The sequence below is a fragment of the Streptococcus sp. S784/96/1 genome, assembly GCF_902729355.1.
Taxonomy (GTDB): domain Bacteria; phylum Bacillota; class Bacilli; order Lactobacillales; family Streptococcaceae; genus Streptococcus; species Streptococcus caledonicus.
On sequence record NZ_CACVCC010000062.1, the window covers coordinates 1 to 3,042 of the forward strand.

A 3,042-nucleotide genomic window follows, 5' to 3' on the forward strand; every position below is an offset into this window, starting at 1 on the left:
CTTGTATTTTGAATTCAGGTGGATACTTTGTAAATTTACTTCCTTTTTTAGCCATGAGAAAAGAACCTCCTTATAAGAACAGTATAGTACTTTTTATACTGTCCATTATAAGGGGTTCTTTTCATTTTGCACCAGCATTTTATTCTTCTTTCAGAAAAGGGACTTCTTTTCAAAAACATCCCTTTAAGTTAAACATCTAGCCATGTTTACCTATTTTTTTATAAACGTTAGAACTAACTACTGCCACTTCAACCCACTTCGTTTTAGACTCGTGGGCACTCGTGCAGTAGTAGGATCTAACTTTAACCGCCAAATTCTATATCAAGGCCTGTAGCAATTTTTGAATCTAACGCTTCAGATTCAATTATATCTAATCTAGCTAACAATTCATCATCAGACAACCTATTAGAGCCGTTTTTAGGCTCATGTTGATAAATAACATCATCTTGGACATTCTCAACGTCTAATGGATCGTTAGAGCCATCAGAAGCCACTTCAATGACTTCTTCAAGCTCTTGTTTATTTATTTCAACTCGTCTGCGTTCAGCTTCTTCACGCTCACGTTTATACTCTTCATAAAAATCAGCATAATGCGAATTCTTTCTCACAGTATAGTCCTCATGAGATTCCCAATAAATTAAATTATCAAGTTCATATTTGAATGACATCTTTTCTAGATCAGTCATTTCTTGAACTGGTTCAAATTTTTGATTAGATTCAATAGATTTTAAAACTGATGTTTTAGTATATTTCTTTGATTTTGAATCAAGACGTTTACCAACTGCATGACGTTTTACACCATTCCGATCCTATTTTATGCAAATCAGTTTCAATCAGACCTACCTTTTCAAACAACTTTGAAATCTCCGAAACAATACCAAAGTACTGTTCATCTGTCATCATTGAACGCTTCTTTAATTCTTCCATATCGCCAAAAATTTGCTTACGTATCATTTCAGACATGCTAACTCTGTATATGTTAGACATCTCTTTTATGATACTTTTTTCCTCGCTCGTTATCCGTAATTTTATTTCTGAATCAAAATTCATAGTAATACCTCACTTCGTCATTTTTTGGTCAACGGTTTCGAATCACAAAACCTATTTTGACCAAACGTGCCACCATCAAACCATGGTATCACTACCATATCGCAAGCATACCATCTGTTACCACAAATAGTGCTTGCGAGGGGACACGTTTTCAACGTATCCCCTTCGAACCCCAGTTTATGAACCAATATCAAACGGTAGTTTACCATTTTCGTTTGGTTCATTTTGGACCGCTCCGCTATTGTCCAAATTATGATTTTCGTCATAAAACTTTTGAAGCATTTCATAATGTTCACGAAAATCTTTTAAGTTATCAAAAGCAGTATTATTGATTACCCATCTTCCAATTTGAGAAGCTACTTCTTTCTCTAATTCTTCAATCTGTTTCGCAACTTTTTCCAACTCTTTACGCTTTGGTTATAGTGTCATTTTAGCCATAAGATATAGCTTCATTTCTATAAATCAAGGTACTATATCACAATAAAAATGCTTTGTTAATCAAATTATTTATAGAGGCTTCTCAGTTTTTCGACTGCTTGAGCCTACCACTTGTCACTTAAAGAAAAGGGTTGCACAAGCGAACAAGTTCGCTCTTTTCTTCAAGTAACCGACTGCGTGATTTGTCCGGCTCATTCTCAAAACTGATACCCCTCCGGTGGAATCAGTCGAATGCCGAACCCAACTTAAAAAGCTGATGCACCTTGCACCAGCATTTTTATTTTTCATTCTTTGATATAACTATTATTCCTATAAGAACTAAAACCATCAATCCATAAAATATTTTCTCATATCTATACCCATCTGAAACTATAAAATTAAAAATTAAATAACTACTAATTACAAAAATAATTAAATACTTATTTTTTTTCATATTAGACCCAATATGTCTTATGGATTGTTTTAATTAATTTAGTTCTAGCTGAATTTGAATAGTATTTTACAATTGATTCTTCGCCTATTATTACTCTATACCCAGCCGGAGCTGTAGCTGTAATAAATCTAGCATTAACAGTAGGCCAAATATCTGTATCTTGTGTTTTTAATGTTTCTGATACATCATACAATAACAACGCCCCTCTCACAGCATTAGAAGGTATCAATCCCAATATCTGTGTTACTGCAAATTTCGCAATCCTAGTAGCTTTAGTACTAATAACATTAGTTACTCCACTCCAACTACCATATTCAATATTTTTATATCCCAATTTTTTATAATAATTTATATCTCTTTCAGAAGCACTTCTTGTAGAAAATATTCCTTCACTACTATAATTTGGAATATCCTTTGTTGGATCTGCAAATGGAAGCTTAGATGTCTCCTCATAACTATTACTTATCTGTGTAAAACTACTTGCATAGACAGTAGAGTTATTATTCAAATAAAGTATACTTAAATTTGAAATCATAGAAAATATCACTAGCATTGATATAATTTTTTTCATAACAAATACCCCCATCACATTTTCATAATTTTAATAAAATAACTTGATTATTTAGCAAATACTCTCCTTTCTAACAAGTTATTTCTTTATTTCTATTTTTATCACTTCCAATATACACCCAACTTTCCAAAAAAATAAGTCTATTTTTGTAAGCGTTTTTATGATATAATAAAAGGGTTAACAGTAAAAATTATATACAAAAACTAAAGGAACCCAATAAATGAGTTCCTTTTTTTACCAATCAAACTTAATAACTTCCTTACACTTATCTCTCAACAAATTAAAGTCAACATCATCAAGTTAACATTGTCCGAATCTGGGGATAACAGCTTAGAATTTGTTAAAACTAATCCAGCCCCTACTTTAAAATAATAATATTAGTAACAATAACATCAGTGAGGCTGGGCAAAAACTAGTTTCAGAACACAAAAAAAAACGGGCATTTCCGCAGTTGGAGATGCTCGTTTTCTTATGCCATGGTTTATAATTATAATAACCACAAAACAACTAGAAAGCCATGACTATGTATAAAGAGTATAACACAAATCAA

General features: G+C 32.1%; 5 protein-coding genes. 1 reads left to right on the forward strand and 4 read right to left on the reverse strand.

What is annotated here, in order from left to right:
• Positions 1 to 200 (forward strand): hypothetical protein (locus GZ996_RS12020; RefSeq protein WP_238386433.1); only part of this gene is annotated, 200 nt, incomplete at its 5' end.
• 102 nt (positions 201 to 302) lie between these two features.
• Here GZ996_RS12020 and GZ996_RS11450 read toward each other — a convergent pair.
• From GZ996_RS11450 to GZ996_RS11465, 4 genes are all read right to left on the reverse strand, one after another.
• Entirely contained in the window at positions 303 to 686 is a 384-nt protein-coding gene (locus GZ996_RS11450) for a hypothetical protein (protein ID WP_162012117.1), read from the reverse strand.
• A gap of 88 nt (positions 687 to 774) precedes the next feature.
• On the reverse strand, positions 775 to 954 hold the full coding sequence (locus GZ996_RS11455; protein WP_161980597.1) for a hypothetical protein: 180 nt from the start codon (positions 952 to 954) through the stop codon (positions 775 to 777).
• A 273-nt stretch (positions 955 to 1,227) separates the two neighbouring features.
• Positions 1,228 to 1,452: a hypothetical protein gene (locus GZ996_RS11460; protein ID WP_161980598.1), complete on the reverse strand. Its 225-nt coding sequence runs from the start codon at positions 1,450 to 1,452 to the stop codon at positions 1,228 to 1,230.
• Positions 1,453 to 1,922: 470 nt separating this feature from the next.
• The gene (locus GZ996_RS11465; RefSeq protein WP_162012118.1) at positions 1,923 to 2,492 is read right to left on the reverse strand and encodes a hypothetical protein; all 570 of its coding nucleotides are present in this window, start codon (positions 2,490 to 2,492) and stop codon (positions 1,923 to 1,925) included.
• Between the last annotated feature and the right edge of the window lie 550 nt (positions 2,493 to 3,042).